Source organism: Acinetobacter sp. AC1-2 (assembly GCF_016124155.1).
Classification (GTDB): Bacteria; Pseudomonadota; Gammaproteobacteria; order Pseudomonadales; family Moraxellaceae; genus Acinetobacter; species Acinetobacter calcoaceticus.
The window spans coordinates 353,403-371,616 of the sequence record NZ_JABFFO010000002.1; the positions used below are offsets into that span (position 1 = coordinate 353,403).

The following is an 18,214-nucleotide window of genomic DNA, read 5'->3' on the forward strand; positions in this document are numbered from 1 at the left end:
GGATAATATTCGACCTATGAAAAAATCTACTCAGTCCAAAGCTTGGACAACGGTTCAAATTGCACGTCATCCTGAACGTCCGCAGTTTCTAGATTATGTCGGTGAAATCTTTACAGAGTTTGACGCCTTGCATGGTGATCGTTTGTTTGGTGACGATGGTGCGATGGTAGGTGGTCTTGCTCGTTTTGACGGTCAACCTGTGATGGTCATTGGACAACACCGTGGTCGTAGTACCCGTGAAAAATTAAAGCATAACTTCGGTATGGCTAACCCTGAAGGTTACCGTAAATCTCAGCGTCTATTAGATATGGCTGAACGTTTTAATCTTCCGGTTTTCACGTTTATTGATACTATGGGTGCTTACCCAGGTGTTGGTGCTGAAGAGCGTGGACAAGCCGAAGCAATTGCAACTAGCCTTGCTCAACTTTCACGTTTGAAAGTTCCTGTTGTTGCAACAGTACTGGGTGAAGGTGGTTCTGGTGGTGCTTTAGGTATTGGTGTGGCTGACAGAGTAATTATGTTGTCCCACAGTATTTATTCTGTGATTTCACCAGAAGGCTGCGCATCTATTTTATGGAAAACTGCTGAAAAAGCGGCTCAAGCGAGTGAAGCTTTAGGTTTGACAGCAGACAAATTACAATCTCTAGGTATTGTTGAATATGTAGTAGATGAAGGCGAAGGGGCGCATTTAGACCCTGAGCAAGTCATGCAAAACCTAAAAGTAGTTTTGAAGCAAGCTTTGGATGAATTGCTACCACTGGATGCAAATGAACGATGCGAAGCACGTTATCAACGTTTAATGAAGTTTGGCAGCGCAAATTTAGGCATAATGTCTTAAAGCAAGCTCAACAGTTTTCAGAAAATAGTTCTTTTCTTATTGGATGTAGTGGTGGCATGGATTCAATGCTGCTACTACATTTGATGTCTCAAATTTTCCCTCAAAAGATCCGAGCGATTTATATCGATCATCAACTGCAATCACAAAGTGCAGAATGGGGAAAACTCGTTGCTAAACAAGCTACTCGCTTAGATATTCCTTATATTGTTCAAAAAGTTCAAGTTACCGATGGTAATTTGGAAGCTCAAGCACGTCAGGCACGTTATCAAGCTTATCGACAGCATTTACAAGCCAATGAAACCTTAGTGCTTGCTCATCACCAGCAAGATCAGGCTGAAACGTTAATTTTGAGGTTGTTGTCGGGTGCAGGTGTTGATGGATTGGCTGCAATGCAGTCCATTGATTACCGTGTAGACATGACAATTTGGCGTCCTTTTTTAGATTTAACTCGTGAGCAAATTGCCGATTGGACTACTCAACTTGAAATTGAGTATGTAAATGACCCTACAAATTACGATATTCACTATGATCGAGCATGGTCACGTGAGGAACTTTGGCCTTTTTTACAAAACCGCTTTCCTAAAATGCAGCAAGCACTTAGTCGAACCAGTTATTTGATGCAAGATGCTTCTGAGATTTTAGAAGAAGTTTTGATACTCGATTTAAAGCATTGTGGCACCGCTGAGTGTTTAGACTTAACTAAATTGTTAGATTTATCGGCTGCCCGTCAGCGCCAGTTGCTTTCGGTTTGGATGAAAGGTGATGGGCAATATCGACCTGCATTTGAAATGGTCGAGCGCTTAAAAAATGAAGTGATTGATTCAAAGTCTGATGCACAAGCAGCATTACACTGGAATCAGTTTTACTATGTCCGTTATCAAAATCATCTTTATAGATTGAGTAAGCAGGTTTTTCTTGCTGAAACATTAAGTCCAGTTGAAGCTGAATCAGAGCATCATTTCCAAATGGGAGAAATAGTGCATTACGCTTCAGGAAATTTTAAGATTAAACAAAAAAAAATCGGTTTGGCTTCATCTTTATTAAATGAAAAATTGAGAATAATTCGACGTCAAGGTGGGGAAAAAGTCCATTTATATGGTCGTATTGGCCAATGGCCATTAAAAAAAGCAATTCAAGAAGCACATATTTTGCCTTGGCTTCGTCATACAATTCAAATATTAGTCATAGATAATGTTATGCTTGGGGTTTTTACACCGAAAGGATTTTGGTTGGCTCAGTCTCCGTATTGTGAGCAAGGAGGATGGCAACCAGATTTAATTTCTCATTCTTGTAATCTGGTAAATGGCGAATATGGTTATGGCAAGTGCAGTAAATTGTAATATCTGTTTTATTGGTGGCGGTAATATGGCCCAAGCTTTAATTGGCGGGCTCGTTTCAAGAGGTTTACCACCGACACGTATTACAGTTTCAGATCCTGTTGAACAGATCCGTCAATTATTACAAGAGAAAGAAGTCCACGTAACACAAGATAACGTGGCTGCAATTCAAAATGCTGATGTTGTCGTATTGGCGGTAAAGCCTCAAGTTCTGGCGACTGTTTTACGTCCCTTGAAAGGTCTGTTATCAGATAAATTGGTCATTTCAATTATTGCTGGTGCTGAAATTCAAACGATATCAAATTTAATTGATAGCGATCGAATTGTGCGAGTTATGCCAAATACACCAGCTCTGGTTCAAACAGGCGCGCATGGTATCTATGCAAACGATGTAGTGGGTACTTCTGATCGTGAATTAACAAGTCAGATTTTAGCAGCCACAGGCTTAACAATTTGGGTAAACTCCGAAGCTCAAATTGATGCGGTAACAGCAGTTTCTGGCTCAGGTCCTGCATATTTTTTCTATCTCATGGAAAGTATGATCCGTGCGGGTAAAAATTTAGGACTAGATGAAAAAGTTGCAACCGCGTTGACTCTTCAAACGGCGTTAGGTGCAGCTCAAATGGCAATTACCAGTTCAAATACTCCATCTGAACTTCGTAAGAATGTGACATCGCCAAATGGTACAACACAAGCTGCACTTGAAGTTTTTGACCGTGCACAAATCTCCCAAAATATTCAATCTGCATTGGCTGCTGCACAGAAGCGTAGCCAAGAATTGGCTCAAGAATTGAGTGACAGTGCGAAATAGCTTAAATAGGATAAGACAACTATGGGTGCAAATTCTGCGCTAATTTTTGGAATTTTAATTAATGTCGCGATTTTATTGGTCTTTTTCCGTTTTTTAATGCAATTAGCGGCAGTAAGTCCTTATAATCCTGTGGTTTTATCGACCGTAAAAGCGACTAAGATTGTTGATATTTTTGGCCGAATTTTTCCAACGGTCGCAAAAGGCCGATTTAATTTGGCTGCGTTGGTTCTTTTAATTACGTTGTATTTACTGAAAATTTTCGGTGTGATGTATCTTTCTGGCTCTATGCCAAATAGTCCGATTCATTTACTGATTCTGACATTTGTAACCATGATTCAGGACTTGATTCGTTTCTGCCGTTATTTAATTTTCGCAACAATCATTTTGAGTTGGGTGGTCATGTTTACTCAATCGCGTTCACCTTATATTGAGGTGATTCAAGATTTAGCTGAACCATTACTCGCACCATTCCGCCGTTTATTGCCTAATATGGGAATGATTGACTTATCTCCAATTTTGGCATTTTTGGCACTCTATATTGCCGAGATTCTAATGAATGAAGTAGCGAAAGTTCTATTAACAGGACTTTAAGCTGACTCAATAAAAAAGGGCTGTATTTCACAGCCCTTTTTTTATTTCTGTTAATTAATGAGCATCATCCCAGTTTAGACCTTGTCCTACCTCAACCACTAAAGGCACAGAAATTTCTACAACTGATTCCATGACTTTTGCGATTTGTTTGGAAAGTTCTTCAGCAATGTTTTGATCGGCTTCAAAAACTAATTCATCGTGTACTTGAAGTAGTAACTTGGCTTGATCTTTTGGCAAGATTTTATCAACTTCAATCATCGCAATTTTAATAATATCAGCTGCACTGCCTTGTAAAGGTGCATTGATCGCAGCACGTTCGGCAGCCTTACGCACCATCACATTTCGTGCATCAATATCTGGTGTATATAGACGACGGCCTAAAATAGTTTCAACAAAGCCTTGCTCTGATGCAACTTGACGTGTGCGTTGCATATATTCATAGATGCCAGGATAGCGTTGGAAGTACTGTTTGATATAGTTCTGTGACTCTTGACGTGTGAAACCTAACTGACGAATCAAACCAAACTCAGACATACCATACAGTAGACCAAAGTTTACTGCCTTAGCTTGGCGACGCTGGTCATTAGTCACATCTTCAATTGCAATACCCAATACTTCTGCTGCAGTTCTACGGTGAACATCTTGTCCATGCTGGAACGCATGTACTAACGCATCATCTTGAGAAAAATGTGCCATTAAACGTAGTTCAATTTGCGAGTAATCGGCAGCCAATAGAACTCGGCCTTCGGGTGCAATGAATGCTTTACGAATTTGACGACCAATTTGTCTACGAATTGGAATATTTTGTAGGTTAGGATCAGAAGAGGAGAGGCGGCCTGTTGCTGTTAAAGCTTGATGATAACTCGTATGTACACGATGCGTATCATTATGAGACTGCTCAACCAAACGGTCCGTATAAGTACTCTTTAGTTTTGCCAATCCGCGATGTTCTAAAATAATTTCTGCTAAAGGATGCTCAATTTTTTCTAAAACACTTTCGCTTGTACTGTATTGCCCAGTTGCGGTTTTTTTACCACCTTTGATTCCTAATTTATCAAATAGTATTTCGCCTACTTGTTTAGGTGAAGCAATATTAAAAGTTTCATCTGCAATTTCCATGGCCTGATTTTCAAGACCTTCCATAGTTTTTGCAAATTCAACACTTAAGTTATCTAGGAATGCATGATCTAAACGAATGCCATCTTCTTCCATGCCTGATAAAATTCGGGCAACTGGCATTTCGATGTTATATAAAATATTTTCTAGCTCAGGAAATGGCTTAAGTTTATTTGAAAGCACTTCATACAAACGATAGGTGACATGCGCATCTTCTGCTGCATAGTGGGCAGCGACTTCAATCTCAATTTGATTAAATGTTTTCTGCTTTGCACCTTTGCCGGCAATTTGCTCAAAAGTCGTTGTTAAGTGACTCAAGTAGACACGAGCAACATCATCCATTCCATGACGAGTCACTGCCGCATTCAATACGTAAGATGCCAACATGGTATCGAAATACCAGCCTTTTAGCTCAATGCCGTGGTTTGCAAAAATGTGTGCATCATATTTAAGATGATGGCCAATTTTTTTAACTGCTTCATTTTCTAATACAGGCTTAATTTGAGCCAGAATTTGCTCACGATTCAGTTGCTGTGGAGCATTTTCATAGTTATGCGCCAACGGAACATAATAGGCATCTTGCGCATCAAATGCGATTGAAAAACCGACCATCTCCGCAATACGATAGTCAAGACTTGTAGTTTCTGTATCAATGGCAAAATGATCGGCATTTTGCATGCGTTGCCAGAGTTGATCCCATGCTTCTTGAGTTAAAACAGTGTGGTAATTGGCGGTTCCAAGTTGGTCATCTTGACTGGTTAAGCTTGCCTGATCTTCAGTTTCTATAGAATCAGCCGGTTTAACTTCATCTTGAACTACGACCTGTGAAACTTGTTGTTTATAGCTAGAGCTGTTCGGATTATTTGGATGATCAAGCGACTGTAACTGATTTCTAAATTCAAGCTCAGTATATAGGTTGCGTAAAGCATCAACATTTGGGTCGATAAGCTTTAATTCATGCCAATCGAGTTCTAAAGGAAGATCACACACAATGCTTGCTAACTGATGATCAAGCTTAATATTGTCTAAATTATCTTTGATATTCTGGCTAATCTTGCCTTTAAGTTGGTCTGCATTGGCAATGATATTGTCTAAAGTGCCATATTCAGTCAATAACTTGGCTGCTGTCTTTGCGCCTACACCCGGTACACCCATAATACCGTCAGATGCATCACCCATCAGAGTCAAGTAGTCGATAATCTGATTTGGCCAAACGCCAAATTTTTCAAATACACCGTCGGTGTCCATTACTCGATCTTTAAAACTATCTTCTAACTTTACATGATCATTAACTAATTGAGCCATGTCTTTATCTCCAGTCGAGATAAGAACATGGTGTCCTTCGAGTACGGCACGTTTAGCAAGTGTACCGATAATGTCATCTGCTTCTGCGCCAGGGAGACTATATAAAGGAATACCTTGAGCTTTAATCAATGCATGTAAATATGGAATTTGTTGAGACAACTCTTCAGGCATGCTCGGGCGGTCACCTTTATAGATCGGTGAAAGCTTATGACGGAAGGTTGGTTCGGGGGTATCAAAAATTACGGCCATATGCGTTGGTTGCATACGACGCATCAATTTTTGAATCGCAGAAATTGCTCCACGTATTGCATTGGTATGTAACCCTGTAGAGGTCGTCAATGGTGGTAATGCATGATATGCACGAAATAAAAAATAGGACCCATCAACCAAGACAAATGGTGGCATTGAACAATTCCTTAATCTGAATTACGGGTATTTTACGTGAAAACGGATATGAATGCAGATTTATGATTTTTGCAGTATTTTGTATGTATAAATATACGCTTGTATTTGCTTAAAGTAAGATGACATGTAATGAAGGTGTCATATTGCTAAGCCCATGTATAAAAAAGACAAACAGGGAATGATCATTGTTTTGATCGCTTTGACTTTGTTTTTAGCCATATCAATTGGTTTTAAATTCCAGAGTGCTGTTGCTGCTTTATCTATTGCACTCGTGGTAGTACTGGTTCAGTTATTGTCAAATCTGAATCAGCGTTTGACTCATTTAGAACAACAGTTTTCTCATCAAGCAACTCCACTTTATTCTATTCATATGCAAACAACAGTGATTTATGCGGCTACTTTGGTTGCATTAGTTGCTTATATGAATCACTGGATGTGGATTGCTAGCGGTGCATTACTGGTTTTATTGTTATGTTTGGTCCAAACGATTAGTGCATTTCATACTCGACTGTTGTACCTCGAGACAGCAAAACAAACTGTTCATGTAAATGAAGTTGTAAATACAGATGCTGTAACACCCGTACTAGAGCCAATTGATCCAAACAATATGATCAAACCAGCTCTACCTGAAACGAACACTTTAGATCAAAAAGAAAATCTAGCTCCTGTACAAACTGCATGGTGGCAACCAGCAATAGATTGGATGGTACATGGCAATCCAATTTTAAGAGTTGCTGTTGCGGTGCTCATGGTTGGGGTAGTGTTATTACTGCGTTTTGCAAGTGAACACTGGCAGCTGAGTTTAGGTGTGAAACTTGGATTTATCGCTATTGCTGGAGGTGTATTAACCGCATTTGGATATACTCTGCAAAAGAAAAATCAGCTTTTTGCTGTGGCATTGCAAGGTGTCGGACTGGCAGTTGTGTTCCTAACACTTGTGTTCTCGCATCATTTTGGTGTGATTGCCAATCTAACTACAGCAAGTATTCTGTTTACGATTTTATTAGCAATCACTGTATTTTTAAGTTTAAAGCAACAGGCGATTTATTTAGCTATTTTAGCACTCGGCATGGCTTATGCCGCCCCATTGGTGATTCCGCAATATCGCCCTGATGTAGTTTTTCTATTTAGTTATTACTTTGTTATTAATCTTGCGGTTGCCGCCGTTAATTTTATTCAACCTTGGAAAATCTTAAATCAAATCGCTTTCTTTGCCACGATGTTTATTGGTGGTACTGCAATCGCATTTTATGCAGAGCCTGCAAAATTTGACACATTGGACTGGATTTTATGGCTGCATATAGGATTATTTATTTGGTTAAGTGTGCGTTATAGCCAGAATATAGCTCGGGTTTCAGAGCATGAAAAACAAAAAGGGATTCGTTTACCCCCTTTGTTGGATGTTGGTCTTATTTTTAGTGTTCCAGTATTAGGCTTTACCTTACACGCCTATTTAGTACATGAGTCTACACAAGCGTTGACGATTGGTGCTGCTGTTTTGGCTGGTACGTATGCCGTATTAACTTTCTGGATCAAAAAGAGTCATCCTCAACTTTCCGTACTTGCAAAAAGCTTTTTCATTCTTGCCGTTGCATTCTTTGCTTTAATCTTTCCACTTGCGAAAGGGGCACATTGGACTGCAATTGGTTGGGTTGCTCAAGGTACGGCCTTAATTGTATGGGGGGTAACTGAGCGCTACCGTTTGAGCCGATATATTGGTGTCGTTTTAGTTTTATTAAGTTCAATTGCACTGTTTTATCAGATTTGGGCGAATGCAGAGTTTCCGACTCTAAGCACAAGCATTTATGCAATTGCTCAATTTATTTCAGCCTTCTATTTGTTGCAGTACAACAGCAAAGAGCAACATTATTTTAGTGCCAGCATGTTTAGCGGTATTTTCTTATGTTTAGGGATGTATGCAGGTGCTGTAGCAGGTATAGAAATAATGGCATGGCACCATCATGGTTTGAGTCCGTACTTGATGATTGCGATACTATTATTATCAATATTTAGTTTAGTTGTGCACTATAAATTGCATGTGCAATGGCAAAGTTTGCAGTTAATTTTAGTTAGCCTGTTACTGTTGTTAATTTTTGGTGAGGTCTTTACCAGCCAAGTATTCACCATGTTTAAATGGCCGAGTATATTGCAACAGGGTACTTTTCTTATTGCTGCAATTGCTCTTAGTGTCTTATTTATTATGGCTCAACCGCAGTCAGGTCAGTCTGGATATTTAAAGGTCTGGGCTGGTTTAAGTTGCTTAGCATTAGCAACGGTGGGGTTGGCGATCTTTCCACAAATGCCAATAGTTGCTTTGGCTTTTGTACCCGTAGTTTATTCACTCTGGGCTTATCAGTCCCATAAAACTGCTTTGTTACATCAAATTCCGGTATGGTGTTTAAGTTTACTTTGGTTGCTTGTGGTGAGTGTCGATATCCATTCTGCCGAGTACCTTTATTTTGTTCCTTTGTTCAACTTAACTGATTTCCTTTCAATTGCAGTATTTGCAGGTCTTCTCTTTATGATCTATCAACATGCTTTTGATCAAGATAAATCGCTTGAGTGGACTTTTAAAATTACAACAATTCTAGTGGGATTATTAGTATTCAGTAGTGTGGTGGTCAGAGGTTTGCACCATTACTGGGCGACGCCACTCTGGAGCGCTGCAATTTGGACAAATGGTCTAGTGCAGTTAAGTTTGACATTGCTTTGGGTCATCTTGGCATTTGTATTGACTACATTCTCGAGTCGCAAAATGATTCGTCAATTGTGGTTTGTGGGTGCTGCGCTTTTAGGAATTGTAGTATTAAAACTAATTTTGCTTGATCTATCGCAAAGTGCGACATTAACTCGAGTCATTTCATTTATTGGGGCGGGTGGGGTAATGCTAATTATTGCTTATCTTGCACCATTACCACCGTCATCCTCTGTACAAAAAAATGAAGAGCCTAAGCTTTAGGCTCTCGTTTTAATTCATTTTGATTACTATATTGATCAATATCATCTTCATTAAAAACAGTAGGTGGTCGATCAATCAAACCCATTTTAGGAACAGGAATTTCAATCTGATTATCTAAAAATCCATTTCGAATTCTTTCTTGCATCTCATCTCGGACTTTTAAAGAATTTTCTTGTCTACACCACATTGCAAATAAAAGTTCAATTGATGATTCACGAAAGGCCGTAACCGTAACAGCAGGCTTTGGGTCATCTAGCACAAGCGGATAATGAGCTGCTACATTAAGTAGAACTTCGCGAACTTTTATGATGTCTTCATGGAAGTTAATTGCGAGTGTAATTGGAATACGTCGTATTGGGTATTTAGATAAGTTGTGTACAGGCGCGCGAATAAGCTGTTCGTTTGGCAGACGAATATAAACATTGTCGAGTGTAAGTAATTTCACGGAGAGTAAGTCGATTGAGATCACTTCACCTTCAATCGTATTTCCACGAATGAGGGTAATCTGGATCGTATCACCGACTTCAAACGAACCTTCGCCAATCAAAAATAAACCACTGATTAAGTTACTGGCAGACGTTTGCGATGCGAAACCGAGTGCTACTGTTAGAATCCCTGCGGCACCAAGGAATACGCTTAGTTTAAAACCAGCTTCTTTTAAACTCGTCATAATGAAGAGTAAGAAAATAAAATAAAAAATACCACGACGCCACACAAGGCGTTGATGGGCATTAAAACGTGAGCCAATAGTTCTAATAAACGTATTTGAAATAATACGTGCAAGCACAAAACCAATAAAGCAAAGCACAACAGCGACTAAAATTTCACTAATACGCTCGGTATTGATATTGGTAAATATACTGGTGAGGCTATCAGCGATATCCTTAGGAATACTTGTATCAGCCATATAAACCTCTTAAAAGAATGAATCAAACATATTAAATAGTGCTCCACCAGGTGAACGTGGTGGATGAACATAGGTCACTTCACCCGCAAGTGGTGGAGTCCGGTTTTCAATACGAATGCGTGCAGGACGGTCAGAGCCTTCATAGAAAACTTTAATTTGAGATGTCCATAAACGCCCTGTACTTTCACTATAAAAAAGAGGTAGGGCGGTAACTGGCACATTCATGCGGTCAAAACGCAATTGATGATTACTGGTATTGTGAAAATCAATTGGAGTAACAGCACGAAACGCACGGGGTGTTAACAGATTCAAATCGGTACGCCCATCTACTGAAGTGGCATAACAGATTTCGCCTTGCTGGGCATTTGGACCAAACCATGTATCTTTGGGCTGAATTAGAGGAATTTCAAACAAAGGCTCGTGCTGACTTTCGACTAAACCTGCAATCCATAGCGGTGTACTAATATAAAGAGTTCCGCGTTGTCCCGCTGGAATGTAGATAGGGTCAACGGGTTTAATTACTACGGAACGATCTGCCAGACGTGGCATCAGTAGAAATTCTGGATTAGTTTTCCGGAACATGTAGCGTTCTACTTGAACAGTATGCGGAAAGGCAAAATTCGGATCTGCGATTGGGTGCCAATCTTGCTCATTATCGTCTTGAAGAGATGGACGATAATATTCGATACGCCATTCTTTTATACCGCGAGTTAGACGGAAAAGCATTGAACCAAATTGCCATGCGTTCGACTGATTAATTTCAAAGCGCTGTTCTCCCCACCATTTTAAAGAATTCTGGGGGCGAGGCTGATATTCATTATTTTCAAACAAGACGTAAAATTCCTCTACCGAGTTGTTAAACAGACTTCACGCTGTAATCTGCTTAGAGTACACTCAAAATCATCTTACTCATCATTATAAATTGTGATGCAAATATTGAAACAAATACAAGTTCCATATAGTTTTGCCAAGCGTCATGGTGTTTTATTTCGTTATGACGGTGATCAAGTATTTATTATTAGACGTCAAAATACTGAAAAAATTGCATTGCAGGAAGCAAGACGAATTTTAGGAAAACCAGCACACTATCAGTTATGCACTGAACAAGAATTTAATGCACTGCTTAGTACAAGTTATGCGCGAGATACAGGGGAGTCACAAGAAGTTGCAGCAGGTTTAGAAGATCATCCTGATTTATTAAGCTTGGCTGATCAGGTTCCAGAAACAGAAGATCTGATGGACCAAGAAGATGATGCCCCAATTGTTCGTCTTATTAATGCACTTCTTTCTGAAGCAATACGGGTAGGAGCTTCTGATATTCATATTGAAGCTTTTGAAAAAAAATTATCTGTACGATTACGTGTAGATGGTCAATTACGTGAAATTGTACAGCCACGCCGTGAGTTGGCGCCTTTGCTGGTTTCACGTATTAAAGTCATGGCAAAACTCGATATTGCAGAAAAGCGTGTACCGCAAGATGGTCGTATTTCTTTACGTCTTGCTGGACGTGAAGTGGATGTCCGTGTTTCGACTTTACCTTCATCACATGGTGAAAGGGTAGTAATGCGTTTGCTTGATAAACAAGCTGGTCGTCTTAATATGATCCATTTGGGTTTGATGGCAAATGACTATGAGCGTTTAACTCAACTCGTACATCGTCCCCATGGTATTATTTTAGTAACAGGTCCTACAGGCTCGGGGAAAACGACGACCTTGTATGCAGCCTTATCGGATCTAAACGACAATACGCGTAACATTTTGACAGCTGAAGATCCGATTGAATATCAACTTGAAGGTATTGGGCAGACACAGGTCAATACTAAAGTGGATATGACTTTTGCCCGCGCTCTAAAAGCAATGCTACGTCAAGATCCCGATGTGGTCATGGTGGGTGAGATTCGTGATCTGGAAACTGCTGAAATTGCAGTGCAAGCATCATTAACAGGTCATTTGGTTTTATCTACACTGCACACCAATACAGCTATTGGCGCGGTCACTCGACTTAAAGATATGGGGATTGAACCATTCTTATTATCGAGCTCTTTAATTGGAGTGATTGCTCAACGTTTGGTTCGTACCCTATGTCAACATTGTATGACATGGCGTGAAGCAGATACTTTCGAAAGACAGGTATTTCAGCATATTCATAGTGAGTCTATGTTGAAGTTACCACAGGCTCAAGGGTGTGATCATTGTTCACATTTAGGTTTTAATGGGCGTACGGCTATTTATGAAATCGTGCCTGTTGATGACTCTATGCGTCGTCAGATTCACGGAAATGCGGCTGAATATGAATTAGAAAATCATGCTCGTCAGTACTCTGGCTCTATTCGTGATGATGGTTTACGCAAAGTACTTACAGGTAAAACTACACTTGAAGAAGTGCTTCGAGTAACCAATGAAGCAAGTGAAGCATAATTTGTAACGTGCAATAAAATGCCCGATAAGATTCGGGCATTTTTTTTAAACTTAAAAAATTACTCAGTCACAATATTAAAGTTCACATCAATATTATTGCGAGTTGCATTTGAATATGGGCAAACGATATGAGCCGCTGCAACTAACTTTTCAGCTTCTTCACGGTCCATGCCAACCAAGTAAACATTTAAAGTTACTTCAATACTAAAACCTGTAGGAATTGGACCAATACCTACTTCGCCTTCTACATACGCATCTTTGCTAATATTAAATTTATCGCGGTTTGCAACAAATTTTAAAGCGCCTAAAAAGCATGCTGAATAACCAGCTGCAAATAATTGCTCGGGATTTGTTACAGCACCACCAGCACCACCCATTTCTTTAGGTACGCCAAGTTGTACATCTAATACACCGTCTGATGAGGTTGCGCGGCCATCACGGCCACCGGTTGCCTTAGCTTTTGCGCGATAAACAACTTTTTCTAATGACATCGTTTTTATTCCTAAAATAAATTGAATACAAATATATCGTACACGACTTAATTATTTTGACAAGTATATTTTTTGAAAAAATTGCTGTTTATTTGACTAGGTTTGTACGGAGTTTAGTAAGTTGATCTTTTAGGTCCAGTAGCGTTGTCATATCACATGAACTTGCATCTAGTACTTCGGCTGGAATATTCATTGCCTGATCTTTTAACTTTTTTCCTTCATCGCTTAGCGTAATAATAACTTGGCGTTCATCTTGCGTTGAGCGAGTGCGGTGAAGAAAATGTAGGGCTTCTAATTTTTTCAGAATAGGGGTGAGAGTTGATGATTCTAAAAAAAGCTTGGCACCAATTTCTGAAACAGTAACCTCATCCTGTTCCCATAAAACTAACATCACCAAATATTGAGGATAGGTAATACCCAAAGGTGCTAGGAGTTTTCTGTAGAGCTGATTAAGAGCTAAATTTGTTGAATAGACGAGGAAACATAGTTGATTCTCAAGCTTTAAGTTTTTACAGTCTTGGTCCATATATTCCTCAAAGAAACTAATATTGCTTTTGTAGTATATCGCGTTCTATTCAGTTTCTTAAATGTTCATAAGAATAGGTTATGAATAAAGTAAATTAAGGCACATAAAAAATGGAATAATTAAATCAATTATTCCATAAGATAAAAATCTTTTAGATAAAATTGTCTACCATAGATCTGCAATTTTTTTCATTAAACGCGCACGATATTTAGCGGTAGGATTATTTACACTACGTTGTTGCTCTTGTTCATAAAAATCTTTCCAAGCAGTAATCATTTCAAGTGTTGTTCCTTGTTTTTTAATCATAGAAACATCTGCTGGTTGAATGTTTTCTAAACGTTGTCTTGCGCCTTCTGCGCCAGTTCCCCATCCAATTATTCTTTGGCCAAATGCAGGCAAAGGAATATCTTTAGGAGTAGAGGGAAGAATATCTGATTTGAGTTGTGCGGTTGGTAAAACGAAATGATTCGTTGTGCCAAACTCTGCATAACAATGAATATTTGCCCCCAAGCAAAAAAAGCTAAATAAGTATTTCCACATGAATAATTAAACTTTTAATAGTGAATCAATTTACGGTGTGTCATTAGAGGCATTGAAGAGCGGACGATATCTTGTGCTGTTAAATCAAAGGGCACAGTGATTAAACCATTCCCTTCATATCCAATCATACTTAAAATTTGACCACGACTATCTGTTGCCCCAGAGTGTCCCCAGGTTTGTCGTTTTTCACCATGCCAGCCCTGTTGTGCTGCACCTAAAACATAACATTGGCTATCCATTGCCCGAGCCTGTAGCAGAAGTTGCCAATGCATTTGCCCAGTTGTGTAGGTAAATGCAGCAGGAGCAGTAAGAAGATGAGCGCCTTGTTGTCTTAGCGTTAGAGCAAGCTCTGGAAAACGTAAGTCATAACATACCATTAAGCCAATATTGCCAAAAGGGGTAGATGTGACTACTACGTCTGTTCCCGGTTCAAAGAAACGAGACTCTTGATAACCACCGACTGCATCACCAACTTGTACATCAAATAAATGGATCTTGTCATAACGTGCTTCTGTACGCTCAGGGCTGATACAGAGGCTAACCGTCCGGACGCGACCATCTTGAATCGAAGATCCATCTGGACGGAATGGACATGGTAAGGTGCCAGCCACAATCCAGATTTGATATTGATGTGCTAGTTGCTCAAGCCTTTGTTGAATAGATTCAAATTGCTCAGCAGTTTCACGTTGTTTTCCAGCAGCAAAACATACAAAGTTTTCGGGGAAAACAATCAGGCTAGCATTTTGCGCCTTGCTTTGTTGAATCAAAGACTCAATGACTTGAAAATTATTTTCAATATCATCTTGAGAGTTCATTTGAGCAACAGAAACAAGAGTCATATTCTAATCCGGCTTAATCGTGAAAATCAGGCATTTTGCTTATCTGATACCTGTTCAAGCGTATCTTGTTCTTTCTGTAACTGCTTCACAAGTGGCTCAAACATATTCTGATTGTTTGCATTGAGTTTCATCAATGTCTTATGTGCATCCAGAACAGTTCTTAGCATTGCATTATGAGTGATTTGTTCATCTGTTAACGTTAACGTACAAACATTAGGATCACCACAATAATTCAAAATGACAAAAACCTGCCCTAGCCCCATACTGTTGGCTAAGGTTGTGATATCTGGATTGGTAGATAGCATCACAGCTTGAATATGATGAGTCTGTTTCAGCTTTAAACCTAGCTTAGCTAAGATACCTAATACAGTACTATCAATAAATGTTGTTTGGGTTAAATCAACGATTGCACCAACAACATTCTCTTGCTGTTCAATTCTGTTTAAAAGTTTGTCTAGACTTATACAAGAATGGGCTCGCACTTCACCAATAAGTTTGAAAATATGCGTTCCATTTAAGCTTGCATATTCAACATGACCTGTTGACATATAAATGCCATTTTCAGAGAAGGATAGAAAAATTATCACATAGTGCCATCTCAGACTCAAGAGTCCTTAGGTCGTATATTATGTAATTAATTGATTCGTAAATTAATTCATTCGACAAAGACTAAAGATGGCAATATCATCGGCCACATGATCGGGTGCTTGAAATGATTGATTTTGCAAATGATGAACTAATTGTTGGAACTGATCGTTTAAACCACCATCAAAGGGTTCGAGGGCTCCATCAGAGCAAACAATGAAGCGTGATTGGTGGTTTAGTGTACAAATATGCTCTTCAACTTCCAACTCATCCGTTAAACCTAGCGGAAAACTGCTCGTTGTTAGAATTTTAGGTGGTTGGTTAGGTTCGAAAATAATAGGAGGGGGGTAGTGCCCTGCACTTGACCAACGAAGAGTGTGCGTTTCAAGATTTAAAATACCCACAACAATCGTAATGTGCTTTTCAATATTTTCTTGAACCAACATCCCGTTTAATTTTTTAATTAATTGTCTTGGGGTTTTAGATCGACCATGGAAAGCTGCCATCCATGATGTTAGCAAACTACTCGTTACACCATGACCTGAAACATCTGCAAGATAAAATAAAACCTCTTTATCGTTTAATTTCCAATAGTCATACCAATCACCAGAAAGATAAGCTGAAGGCTGAAAGAAAGTTTCGACTTCATAATTTAATAAATCGATTGGGTTTGGTAATAAGCGTTTTTGCAATTCAGCAGCTGAAGGTAAGTCACGACTATCTTGATTACGTTTATATTGAGCATCAATTCTTGATAAGGCTTTGTTTAAATCGTTAGGTAATTGATTCCATACCCAACCTGCAAGAGCACCTGCTTCCCATGCATGAGCTAAAGCGCTACCTTCATTTTCAAAAGCAATTACAATAGTCGGTAAATTCCACTTATAAGTTAAGAAATCTTGTACATCTGCAATTGCAATGATGGTTGGATCATATAAGTCTAAATCATCTATGTTAATGACTTGTAAGCCTGGTAGTTTATCCAAAGCTTGCTCTAAATAAGGAATAGAGCGTGTCGGTTTAATAAAATACATAGAAGATATGGTAGTCCTTTTATATGATCACTTTATTCATCATAGAGTATGTATCATCAAAATCAAGGTATTGCCGAACTCTCAATCCAAGCAATACCTCGATTTCATCTTTTAAGGGTTTTGATTCTCATCCGGTGTATCTTCTGAGTCATCATCAATGAAAGACACATCAGCTGAGTCGCCCTTTTTCTCTGCAATCTGGAATGCTTTACGTTGGAGATATAAATCTCGAATCATAGCGTATTGATCACCCTGTAAAGTTTGATCTAAGTCCAGATATTGAGCACGAGTATCAACAGCTTGTAATAGATTGCTTGACCAATAAAGACCCTCTTGATCATCCATAACATATTTTTGTGGACGAGCTTGGGCGTCTACTGCCAAACCAAAACCATCACGCAAAGTACTTGGCCCAAAGAAAGGTAACATAAGGAATGGACCAGAAGGCACACCATAATAACCAAGAGTTACACCAAAATTCTCTTCCTCAGTCGGTAAACCTAAGCGGCTGGCTGGGTCTGCCAAACCAAGAGTAGTTAAGGTATTAATCGTAAATCGACCTAAAGTTTTTGCTGCACGACCTGGACGACCTTGAATAAGCTGATTAACAGCATTCCATGGTTCACCAAGATTTTTACGGAACTGGCGATAAGAGCCACGTACATCTTCTGGAGTCTTTTCTCTATATTGAACAGCAACGGGGCGCAAGAAATTGCGGTCCAACATATCATTAAAAGAATAAATTGGACGGTTCAATGACTGCAAAGGATCTTTAACTAAATCTGGTTGTGCTGCATTTGCATTAATTTTTAAATCTTTAACTTTAATATTTTTTAAATCTTTAATAATTTGTGAACGGGGGTGATTCGGCCCCGTTTCTTCTAATGAACTAGCATTAGCAGATTCACTTATCGTGTTTTCTTGAGCATATATAGAGGTACAAACACCTACAGATAACACGCTTAGTAAAATTAAATTAGAATAATTCATATAATTCCTTAACCGCCAGCCAGGCTAATACTTAATGTGCAGTTGGATGGAGATATGCTTTAATACAAAATTGATAACCTATTATCAATGTAAAATTGATCAAATAATATAGATAAAATGCTAAAAAGGTTAAAAAATAAACAGACGATCATGTTTATTTAAAAAAGGGGTTGCCAAGGGGATTTAATGGTCTATAATGCACATCCATCGGCGGTGATGCAGATAAGAACTTGTTGAAAAACAGTTACTTGGAATTGGGTTGATTGCTTTGAGCAGTGGATTTGATAAGAAGTTGGTTTTGAGAATAAGTTTTAAAAATATCGAAATTACCTGTTGACTTTTAAGAGATTAAGAGTAATATAGCCGACCTAGCTTGCTGGTGACGAACCAGTAAGAAGATCATTAAGAGATTATGAAGAACAACTTGTGTGGATTTTTACTGATTGATTGATCGAAATATTATCATTGATTGATTGGTTTAAATTACTCGAAGTTTATTTGAGCGAAATTTAAGTCAGAAAA

The 18,214-nt window shown here is 38.9% G+C and carries 16 protein-coding genes; 6 read left to right on the forward strand and 10 right to left on the reverse strand.

From position 1 onward, the window contains the following. Positions 1–16: 16 nt before the first annotated feature. The 4 genes from HL290_RS11865 to HL290_RS11880 are packed head-to-tail and all read left to right on the forward strand — an operon-like array spanning position 17 to position 3,577. Entirely contained in the window at positions 17–838 is an 822-nt protein-coding gene (locus HL290_RS11865) for an acetyl-CoA carboxylase carboxyltransferase subunit alpha (protein WP_003655062.1), read from the forward strand. Next, positions 775–2,178, forward strand: a complete 1,404-nt coding sequence (gene tilS, locus HL290_RS11870; RefSeq protein ID WP_198496555.1) for a tRNA lysidine(34) synthetase TilS — start codon at positions 775–777, stop codon at positions 2,176–2,178. Before HL290_RS11865 ends, tilS begins: the two co-directional genes overlap by 64 nt. Further along, entirely contained in the window at positions 2,150–2,986 is an 837-nt protein-coding gene (proC, locus tag HL290_RS11875) for a pyrroline-5-carboxylate reductase (RefSeq protein ID WP_080026326.1), read from the forward strand. Before tilS ends, proC begins: the two co-directional genes overlap by 29 nt. Positions 2,987–3,007: 21 nt before the next feature. After that, positions 3,008–3,577: a YggT family protein gene (locus HL290_RS11880; protein WP_003655065.1), complete on the forward strand. Its 570-nt coding sequence runs from the start codon at positions 3,008–3,010 to the stop codon at positions 3,575–3,577. 54 nt (positions 3,578–3,631) lie between these two features. Here the strand turns inward: HL290_RS11880 and polA are convergent, their stop codons facing one another. Beyond that, positions 3,632–6,403 carry a DNA polymerase I gene (gene polA, locus HL290_RS11885; RefSeq protein ID WP_198496556.1) on the reverse strand — a complete coding sequence of 924 codons (2,772 nt, stop codon included), beginning with the start codon at positions 6,401–6,403 and terminating at the stop codon, positions 3,632–3,634. Between the two features lie 154 nt (positions 6,404–6,557). Between polA and HL290_RS11890 the strand changes: the two genes are divergently transcribed. Beyond that, complete coding sequence (locus HL290_RS11890; RefSeq protein ID WP_198496557.1) at positions 6,558–9,362, forward strand: DUF2339 domain-containing protein; 2,805 nt, start codon at positions 6,558–6,560, stop codon at positions 9,360–9,362. Here HL290_RS11890 and HL290_RS11895 read toward each other — a convergent pair. Continuing rightward, positions 9,352–10,269: a mechanosensitive ion channel family protein gene (locus HL290_RS11895; protein WP_198496558.1), complete on the reverse strand. Its 918-nt coding sequence runs from the start codon at positions 10,267–10,269 to the stop codon at positions 9,352–9,354. The two genes, HL290_RS11890 and HL290_RS11895, sit on opposite strands and share 11 nt — an antisense overlap. Positions 10,270–10,278: 9 nt before the next feature. After that, the gene (locus HL290_RS11900; protein WP_198496559.1) at positions 10,279–11,100 is read right to left on the reverse strand and encodes a hypothetical protein; all 822 of its coding nucleotides are present in this window, start codon (positions 11,098–11,100) and stop codon (positions 10,279–10,281) included. Between the two features lie 96 nt (positions 11,101–11,196). Between HL290_RS11900 and gspE the strand changes: the two genes are divergently transcribed. Further along, positions 11,197–12,687: a type II secretion system ATPase GspE gene (gspE, locus tag HL290_RS11905; RefSeq protein WP_004641278.1), complete on the forward strand. Its 1,491-nt coding sequence runs from the start codon at positions 11,197–11,199 to the stop codon at positions 12,685–12,687. 59 nt (positions 12,688–12,746) lie between these two features. Here the strand turns inward: gspE and HL290_RS11910 are convergent, their stop codons facing one another. The 7 genes from HL290_RS11910 to HL290_RS11940 form a co-directional block, all read right to left on the reverse strand. Next, a complete protein-coding gene (locus HL290_RS11910; RefSeq protein ID WP_003655074.1) occupies positions 12,747–13,178 on the reverse strand; it encodes an organic hydroperoxide resistance protein in 432 nt (143 codons plus the stop codon). 88 nt (positions 13,179–13,266) lie between these two features. Next, complete coding sequence (locus HL290_RS11915; RefSeq protein WP_017391224.1) at positions 13,267–13,704, reverse strand: MarR family winged helix-turn-helix transcriptional regulator; 438 nt, start codon at positions 13,702–13,704, stop codon at positions 13,267–13,269. Between the two features lie 165 nt (positions 13,705–13,869). Continuing rightward, positions 13,870–14,244 carry a DUF4951 domain-containing protein gene (locus HL290_RS11920; RefSeq protein ID WP_003655077.1) on the reverse strand — a complete coding sequence of 125 codons (375 nt, stop codon included), beginning with the start codon at positions 14,242–14,244 and terminating at the stop codon, positions 13,870–13,872. A gap of 14 nt (positions 14,245–14,258) precedes the next feature. Next, a complete protein-coding gene (locus HL290_RS11925; RefSeq protein WP_198496560.1) occupies positions 14,259–15,083 on the reverse strand; it encodes a carbon-nitrogen hydrolase family protein in 825 nt (274 codons plus the stop codon). Positions 15,084–15,109: 26 nt separating this feature from the next. After that, entirely contained in the window at positions 15,110–15,631 is a 522-nt protein-coding gene (gene gigB, locus HL290_RS11930) for an anti-anti-sigma factor GigB (protein WP_002117273.1), read from the reverse strand. 102 nt (positions 15,632–15,733) lie between these two features. After that, on the reverse strand, positions 15,734–16,702 hold the full coding sequence (gene gigA, locus HL290_RS11935) for an RsbU family protein phosphatase GigA (RefSeq protein WP_198496561.1): 969 nt from the start codon (positions 16,700–16,702) through the stop codon (positions 15,734–15,736). A 111-nt stretch (positions 16,703–16,813) separates the two neighbouring features. Further along, positions 16,814–17,692 carry a VacJ family lipoprotein gene (locus tag HL290_RS11940; protein WP_227602274.1) on the reverse strand — a complete coding sequence of 293 codons (879 nt, stop codon included), beginning with the start codon at positions 17,690–17,692 and terminating at the stop codon, positions 16,814–16,816. Positions 17,693–18,214 lie beyond the last annotated feature (522 nt).

Coding starts and splice junctions, on each gene's coding strand:
- HL290_RS11865 (WP_003655062.1), top strand. CDS start 17: ATGAAAAAATCTACTCAGTCCAAAGCTTGGACAACGGTTCAAATTGCA.
- tilS (WP_198496555.1), top strand. CDS start 775: ATGCGAAGCACGTTATCAACGTTTAATGAAGTTTGGCAGCGCAAATTT.
- proC (WP_080026326.1), top strand. CDS start 2,150: ATGGTTATGGCAAGTGCAGTAAATTGTAATATCTGTTTTATTGGTGGC.
- HL290_RS11880 (WP_003655065.1), top strand. CDS start 3,008: ATGGGTGCAAATTCTGCGCTAATTTTTGGAATTTTAATTAATGTCGCG.
- polA (WP_198496556.1), bottom strand. CDS start 6,403: ATGCCACCATTTGTCTTGGTTGATGGGTCCTATTTTTTATTTCGTGCA.
- HL290_RS11890 (WP_198496557.1), top strand. CDS start 6,558: ATGTATAAAAAAGACAAACAGGGAATGATCATTGTTTTGATCGCTTTG.
- HL290_RS11895 (WP_198496558.1), bottom strand. CDS start 10,269: ATGGCTGATACAAGTATTCCTAAGGATATCGCTGATAGCCTCACCAGT.
- gspE (WP_004641278.1), top strand. CDS start 11,197: ATGCAAATATTGAAACAAATACAAGTTCCATATAGTTTTGCCAAGCGT.
- HL290_RS11910 (WP_003655074.1), bottom strand. CDS start 13,178: ATGTCATTAGAAAAAGTTGTTTATCGCGCAAAAGCTAAGGCAACCGGT.
- HL290_RS11915 (WP_017391224.1), bottom strand. CDS start 13,704: ATGGACCAAGACTGTAAAAACTTAAAGCTTGAGAATCAACTATGTTTC.
- HL290_RS11920 (WP_003655077.1), bottom strand. CDS start 14,244: ATGTGGAAATACTTATTTAGCTTTTTTTGCTTGGGGGCAAATATTCAT.
- HL290_RS11925 (WP_198496560.1), bottom strand. CDS start 15,083: ATGACTCTTGTTTCTGTTGCTCAAATGAACTCTCAAGATGATATTGAA.
- gigB (WP_002117273.1), bottom strand. CDS start 15,631: ATGTCAACAGGTCATGTTGAATATGCAAGCTTAAATGGAACGCATATT.
- gigA (WP_198496561.1), bottom strand. CDS start 16,702: ATGTATTTTATTAAACCGACACGCTCTATTCCTTATTTAGAGCAAGCT.
- HL290_RS11940 (WP_227602274.1), bottom strand. CDS start 17,692: ATGAATTATTCTAATTTAATTTTACTAAGCGTGTTATCTGTAGGTGTT.